The sequence below is a fragment of the Aliiroseovarius sediminis genome (genome assembly GCF_022678485.1).
GTDB lineage: Bacteria > Pseudomonadota > Alphaproteobacteria > Rhodobacterales > Rhodobacteraceae > Aliiroseovarius > Aliiroseovarius sediminis.
The window spans coordinates 1-6,502 of sequence record NZ_JALBYP010000027.1; the positions used below are offsets into that span (position 1 = coordinate 1).

General features: G+C 61.2%; 5 protein-coding genes. 3 read left to right on the plus strand and 2 right to left on the minus strand.

The window, feature by feature from the left end; all coding sequences use genetic code 11:
* The coding region (locus MN186_RS08280) for an IS1380 family transposase (protein ID WP_242113910.1) at window positions 1-1,278 on the plus strand (1,278 nt) is incomplete at its 5' end.
* A gap of 281 nt (window positions 1,279-1,559) precedes the next feature.
* Here MN186_RS08280 and MN186_RS08285 read toward each other — a convergent pair.
* Window positions 1,560-2,756 (minus strand): replication initiation protein, encoded by a 1,197-nt coding sequence (locus MN186_RS08285; protein ID WP_242113911.1) that lies wholly within the window; start codon window positions 2,754-2,756, stop codon window positions 1,560-1,562.
* Window positions 2,757-3,256: 500 nt separating this feature from the next.
* On the opposite strand from MN186_RS08285, the gene MN186_RS08290 reads away from it, so the two are divergent.
* Both MN186_RS08290 and MN186_RS08295 read left to right on the plus strand, forming a co-directional pair.
* On the plus strand, window positions 3,257-4,642 hold the full coding sequence (locus MN186_RS08290; protein ID WP_242113912.1) for an AAA family ATPase: 1,386 nt from the start codon (window positions 3,257-3,259) through the stop codon (window positions 4,640-4,642).
* The gene (locus MN186_RS08295) at window positions 4,642-5,730 is read left to right on the plus strand and encodes a ParB/RepB/Spo0J family partition protein (RefSeq protein WP_242113913.1); all 1,089 of its coding nucleotides are present in this window, start codon (window positions 4,642-4,644) and stop codon (window positions 5,728-5,730) included. The genes MN186_RS08290 and MN186_RS08295 overlap by 1 nt, the downstream gene beginning before the upstream one ends.
* 29 nt (window positions 5,731-5,759) lie before the next feature.
* On the opposite strand, the gene MN186_RS08300 is transcribed toward MN186_RS08295, so the two are convergent.
* Window positions 5,760-6,502, minus strand: a 743-nt coding sequence (locus MN186_RS08300; RefSeq protein ID WP_242113914.1) for a tyrosine-type recombinase/integrase, incomplete at its 5' end; no start/stop codon positions are given.

Below are 6,502 nucleotides of genomic sequence, written 5' to 3' on the forward strand. Positions count from 1 at the left end.
TTTGACGGTGTGGACATGAGTTCCGATGCCGGGCTGATCTTGCTGCGCGAGATCGAGCGTCGGGACGATCTGGCGGGTTGTCTTGCGGCCTGCATCACCGATGTACGCGATCCGGCCAGGGTTCAGCACGATCTGGCGGAGATCATGCGCTTCCGGATCATGATGATTGCCGCAGGGTATGAAGATGGCAATGACGCGACCAGCCTGCGGCATGATCCGAGTTTCAAGCTGGCATTGGAGCGCGGTCCTGAGGCCGGGGCAGCGCTGTGTTCGCAGCCCACGATCTCGCGGATGGAAAACCTGGCCGATATGCGCGCGTTGATCCGGATGGGCCGGGAGATGGTCCGGGTCTACTGCCAGTCCTTTGCGCGCCCGCCCGGTCGGATCATCCTCGACATCGACGACACGTTTGACGCGGTGCATGGCCACCAGCAGTTGCGCCTGTTCAACTCCTATTATGATGAATACGGCTTTCAGCCCATCGTTGTTTTTGACGGCGCGGGTCGGCTCGTCGGGGCTTTGCTGCGCCCCGCCCGTCGACCCAAGGGCGCTGAGAGCGCGGCCCACATTCGCCGATTGATCCGGCAGATCCGCATCTATTGGCCCAGGACCGAGATCCTGCTGCGCGCCGACAGTCACTATTGCACCCCGGAGGTTCTGGATCTGTGTGACGGGCTCGGGTTGCTCTATGTCCTTGGCTTATCGAAAAATAGCCGCTTGGCGGAGCACATCCTGCCGCTTGAGGCCTCGACGGCCGTGCGCTACGCCCGCAAGCCCGGCCAAAAGCTGCGGCGCTTCAAGACATTCTCCTATGCGGCCCGGTCGTGGTCGAAAAAGCGCCGCGTCGTCGCCCGGGTCGAGGTCAGCCCAAATGGGCGCGACACCCGCTACATCGTCACCAATCTCGAAGGCGGGCGCGGCAAGCATCTCTACGAAAGGCTCTACTCCGCCCGGGGTCAGGCCGAGAACCACATCAAGGCCTGGAAAACCCATCTCGCATCAGACCGGACCTCGTGCCCGAAGGCGACCGCCAACCAGATGCGTCTGATGTTGCACGGAGCCGCCTACTGGATGTGGTGGAAATTGCGCGCCGCCTGTCCAAAGAAATCTCCATGGCGCCGCGCCCAGTTCGATACGTTGCGCCTGCATCTGGTCAAGCTCGCGGCAACCATCGTTGAGAAGAAGACCCGGATCATCGTCACGCTGCCGGCGTCCTGCCCACAGCAAGCGCTTCTCCGTCTGCTCTTCGATGCTCTCGCCCCGCCAAGGCCAGCTTGACGAACGCCCGCCCCGCAAACCCCGAAACTGAAACAAAGATCCCAAAAAAACAAACGCCCGGCCGTCAGCCCAGGGGCGACCACTCCGGTCGCGCATGAAGGTCATGCACACCACGAGACGCACGAACCCAAGCCGAAATCCGACCGTGGTGAATTATGGCGGCTAAGCGCAGCATCAGGTAGTTTGGGCTCTTTCCGGACATTCTCCCAACGTCCACGCACGCACATTCAAGTCAGTCCATAAGGTTGACGCCAAAGTCATCTGACGCGTGACCCACTGCCCTATTCCGCCGGGTCCAAATCCGCATCATCAGGCACTAACTCTGCCCAAAACTTGAAAATCGCCTCGGCATTCAAGGCCGACATCCAACCGTGGTTCTCAAAATCCTGCCGTTCGCTGTTGCCCGTCAACTGGCTCATGAACAACCGCCGGTCCGCATCGCGCTGGGTGGGGCTGCGGCTTTGCACAAGCTCCTGCACCCGCTTCAGCTTGGCCGCACGGGCCTTGATGGCCGGGTCCCCTGCCCTACTCGATTTGGGTGTTTCGGGCTGCGCGTAATCCTCGCTGATCGCGCGGCTCAGGTACTTCGCGGGGCTGCGCACCTCGGGTTGACCGGCGACATAGTCGATCTTGCCCGCCACGTAATCCTCGCCATGTTCCGAAATCCACTGCCGCGCCAGCCGGTCGCTGACCCCCAGTTCCATCAGCCGCGCATAGGTGCGCGTCGTCCGCGTGCCTTCGCCGTCGTCAATGTTCAGGATTGCAAGTTGCGGATTGCGCCGGATCAGGAAGCGAATATCCGACACGCTGCGCCCCATTTTCCGCGTCTCGGGCGTCACGATGATGTCGGACACCTTGTTGACCTCGGCCACCGCCGGTTTGATCACCTTCGCGTTCAGATGCTTATAGCTCTGGTAATAGTCCGACCCGTCCACCCCCATCAGGCGGCGGAAAATATCCAGGGACCACCAGCCGGTCGACCCCGTTTTCACGAAGCGAAAGCAGTTTTCATACAGCGCCAGCGCGTGCCCGCCGGTGAACTGCCGCTGGATGTTGAGGTTGATCAGGGCAAAAACTTTCGGGTCGTGCAGCTTTTCTGCCAGCGCCGGGGAATAGGCATATTCACACACGCCCCCCTTCAGCTTGGCATAGGACAACAGCGCCGAAACGCCCCATTCCTGCCGCCCCGCCTCGTCCAGCATATCCCATTCGGCCACGGTTTCCGCCAAGCCCCGCAGCGCGGATTTCAGCGTCTCGATATCGTTCGAGTTATAGCCGATCATCAGGCACAGTGCCTGCGCATCAATCCGGTGACTGGTCTGGCTGGTCAGCGTGTCATAGGCATTCAGCAGCAGCACATTCGACAACTTCCGCTGTAACAGAGACAGTTTTCCGGAAACGTGAATCGCCGCCACGTTCTTTTTCACGCTCTCGCGCTTCAACGCGCCCGTCAGCCGCGCTTTGCCTGAAGTGTCCATCTGCTCGTCCCGTTTTGGGTTTCTCCCCTTATGCCACAAACGGCACCTTCGCTCAACGCGAACATGGGTGCCTGATGTGCAAAACTGGCGTCCCGTAACTGGGTGCCTTTGGCGCGAAAGGAACCTGTTTGCGGGATGACGAATGCCGCGTCGCACGGGCGATCGGCTGAAAAACGATGCATTTACGCTTAAACAGACACATACCGACTCCGGGCGCCCATCTTCCCGCAAGCAGGAGTCCCCGCGCCTGCGAATCGGGGCCATTGATCCCGCAAACGGGCACCATCCCCCCCGGAAGCAGGCACCCAAACCAGTCTAGCGAACTGTTCGTAAAGGGTTTTTAAACGCCAAAGCTTCTAAAGCTCATAAAGAATCTACAAATATGTTGGCGTTTTTTCGTATTGGTTTCGCAGCGAAACCTCAAAGACGTTCCCATTACCACGGCGATGTGCGATGTTTGTCGCAACAACGTAAAAAACCGCGTATATAGCAGAGAGCAGATGGCACAACCAACGAAGACCCCTCCCCCGCCCTATTTCAACATTGATCCCGAAGCCGCCGCCGCGAAGTTGTCAGAGCCTATCAGCACAGCCCGATTCGCCAAAGCCGCCGCTTTCGCTTCCAAGGGTCGCGATGACCTGGCCAAGCGCGGCTATGCCCCCGACGGGCGCAAGCGACTGCGCCGGTTTTCAACGTGGGAGATCTGCAAATACCTGATCCCCGTCGCCCCCGCCCATTTTCGTCGCGTCTTGAAACAGAACCCTGATCTGCCGCAAGGCGAAGGCGACGGCGGTGCCAAGTGGTTCACGTTGGAAGACGTTTTGAAACTTCGCGATTTCTTCGCCGCCGAAGGTGTCTCGACCCGCGAATACCGGCCCTGGCGCCCCGACGGACTGGACGCCAAGGTGATCGCGGTCGCCAACTTCAAAGGCGGGGTCGGGAAGACCTCGACCGCCGCGCATCTGGCGATGTCAGCGGCCCTTGATGGCTACCGCGTGCTGGTGGTTGATCTGGACAGCCAAGGTTCCATGACGTCGATCATGGGCGGGCAGGTCGAAGACGAATGGCAGACCGCGTTCCCCCTGATGGCCAAGCACTATGCCCAGCATGTCGAATCTGAAAACAAGGTCCGCGCCGCCGCAGACCAGCCCCCCCTGCCCCTTGATGAGACCCTGACAGAGGCGCTGGGTTTCGCTGCGAAACAGGTGATTCAAGAAACACATTGGCCCAACATCGACCTGATCGGCGCGCAGCTGAACTTGTATTGGGCCGAATTTCAGGTGCCCGTCTGGCGGATGCAAATGCGGTCATGGCCGCTTTGGGACGCGCTGTCGGGCTTTCTGGAAAGCGAGGATCTGCTCAAGGAATACGACCTCGTTATCCTCGACACGCCCCCTGCCCTTGGCTACCTGACGATCAACGCGCTGTCGGCGGCTGACATCCTGTTGATCCCGTTGGGCGCGTCGTTCCTTGAATTCGACTCGACGGGTCGCTTCTTCGACATGCTCTATTCCACCTTCGCGTCGATCGAGGATGGCGAAAATTCGATGCGGCGGGCGCACGATTTGCCAGAGATTCGCTTTGAATGGGATGCTGTGCGCGCCCTGATCACCCGGTTTGATGCGGGCCAGCAGACCGATCTGGCGAACGTGATCCAGGCCTATTTCGGCGATTTCATGACCACCTACCGGCAGGAAGTCACGGCCATGGTGGGTCAGGCCGGCGAGCAGGTCAGCGGCATTTATGAAGCCGATTACCGTGAGTTCAACCGCGAGACCTATGTCCGTGGGCGCGAGACATTCGACCGCACATGGGCCGAGGTGAAAGAAATCATACTGGGGTGCTGGTGGCGCGACCTTCAAATGACCAAGGCAGGAGATGAGTGATGGCAAAACGTCGTAAACTGGAAGCCCCCAGCGCCGAAGACCTCAGCCGGATCGAGGAGGAGTTTCGCAGCGAAACCTCCCGCCGGTCCCCGATGGCGCCCATTGCACAGGTCGCTGCCGACGCGGCCCAGCAGTCCCAGGTTCTGGACGCGGACATCCGCAGTCTGACCGCCCGTGACAAGGCCGACGCCGAAGCCCACCGCGCGGCCCATGACAAGGGGCTGGTGATGGTTGAAGTGCCACTGGACCAGATCGACAGCGACGACATGGTGCGCGATCGGATCAACGTGGACGAGACCGAGATGGAGGAGCTGCGCGCCTCGATCCGCGAAAACGGGCTGCGCCTTCCGGTCGAGCTGTATGGGCTGACCAAACCCGCCGAGGGGCGCAAATACGGTATCATCTCGGGCTATCGGCGGGTGCTTGCGATGCGTGGGCTGCTGGCGGCGACGGGGGATGAACGCTTTGCGGTGATCAAGGCTCTGATCAAGCTGCCCGAAACTTTGCCAGCCGCCTTCGTGGCGATGGTCGAAGAAAACGAGGTGCGCGCCGATCTTAGCCACTTTGAACGGGGCCGAATCGCCGCGATTTCTGCGCAGAGCGGTATTTTCGACAGTGTCGAAGATGCGGTGGCGCAACTGTTCGGCAGCGCGTCAAAGGCCAAGCGGTCCAAGGTTCGATCGTTTGCCCTGATTTTCGAGGCTTTGGGCGATATGCTGGTGTTTCCCGAGGCGCTGACTGAACGCCAGGGTCTGCGTCTGGCTGGCGCGTTGCGGGCTGGTGCAGAATCCGAGATCCGCAATCTGCTGGCCGACGGGCAGGGCATTGATGCCGAGACCGAATGGGCGCTTCTGGAAAGTGTGATCGAACAGCACGAGGGCAAGCCCCGCGATGGCAGCCGGGGTGGGCGCCCCAAGGTCGCACCGCCTCGCAAAGCAGGCCCTGAGGTCGCGACCTCGACCGGGTTCGTGCTGCGGCGTGAACATGATGATCGTGGCTATCTGATCCGGTTCGAAGGCCGCAAGGTGGATGCCGAAATGGTCGATGCAATCCTTGTTGAGGTCGAGCGCTGGCTTGAAAAGCCCTAGGTTTCGCAGCGAAACCTAGGGCGGCGGGATTACAACCCCGCAGCTTTTGTCAGGTTAACGCGGAAGCGGTCCCGCCTGCGTTGGTATTGGCGGGTCATTTCGGCCGAGCTGTGCCCCAGGTGTTTCTGGACGTGGCGTTCGTCGACCTCGGCACTGCTGGCAAGGCCCGCGCGCAGAGAATGACCGGAGTAGAGCGCCAGACGTTCCTTTTCAGGCAGGTCCGCGCGCAGCCCGGCGTCCAGCACGCAGCGCTTGATCAACCGCGCCACGTGCTTGTCACTCAGCCGCGCATCCAGCGCGCGTTTCCCGTCGCGCGAGGTGCGGGTGAAGATGGGGCCGAAGTCGATCTTGGCGAAGTCCAGCCAATGTTCCAGCGCATGAACCGGGCAGGTCCGGTCCGACGATCCGCGGCCCACTTCGACCTCGCGCCAGCCGGTCTTGGCGTTCAGGGTCAGAACGGCGCCGTCATCAAAGATTTCGACCCAGCCGCCCGCGTCGGGCGTGTCGTCCTTGTGCACATCCAGGCTTACAATTTCACTGCGCCTGAGCGCGCCCGCGTAACCCAAAAGCAAGATCGCCCGGTCACGCAGCCCGCGCAGGTCGAAACCCAGCGTGGCGATCATCGCCAGAATATCGTCGGGCAGGATGGCGTCCTTCTGCACCGGGGGGCGGGCGTGTTTGCGCCTTATGCCGGCCAGCACGCTGGCGATGTGACGATCCGTGCGGTCCAGCGGCTGGCCGCGCTGCGCGCAGTTCCAGACAAGGCCGGACA

Coding starts and splice junctions, on each gene's coding strand:
- MN186_RS08285 (WP_242113911.1), bottom strand. CDS start 2,756: ATGGACACTTCAGGCAAAGCGCGGCTGACGGGCGCGTTGAAGCGCGAG.
- MN186_RS08290 (WP_242113912.1), top strand. CDS start 3,257: ATGGCACAACCAACGAAGACCCCTCCCCCGCCCTATTTCAACATTGAT.
- MN186_RS08295 (WP_242113913.1), top strand. CDS start 4,642: ATGGCAAAACGTCGTAAACTGGAAGCCCCCAGCGCCGAAGACCTCAGC.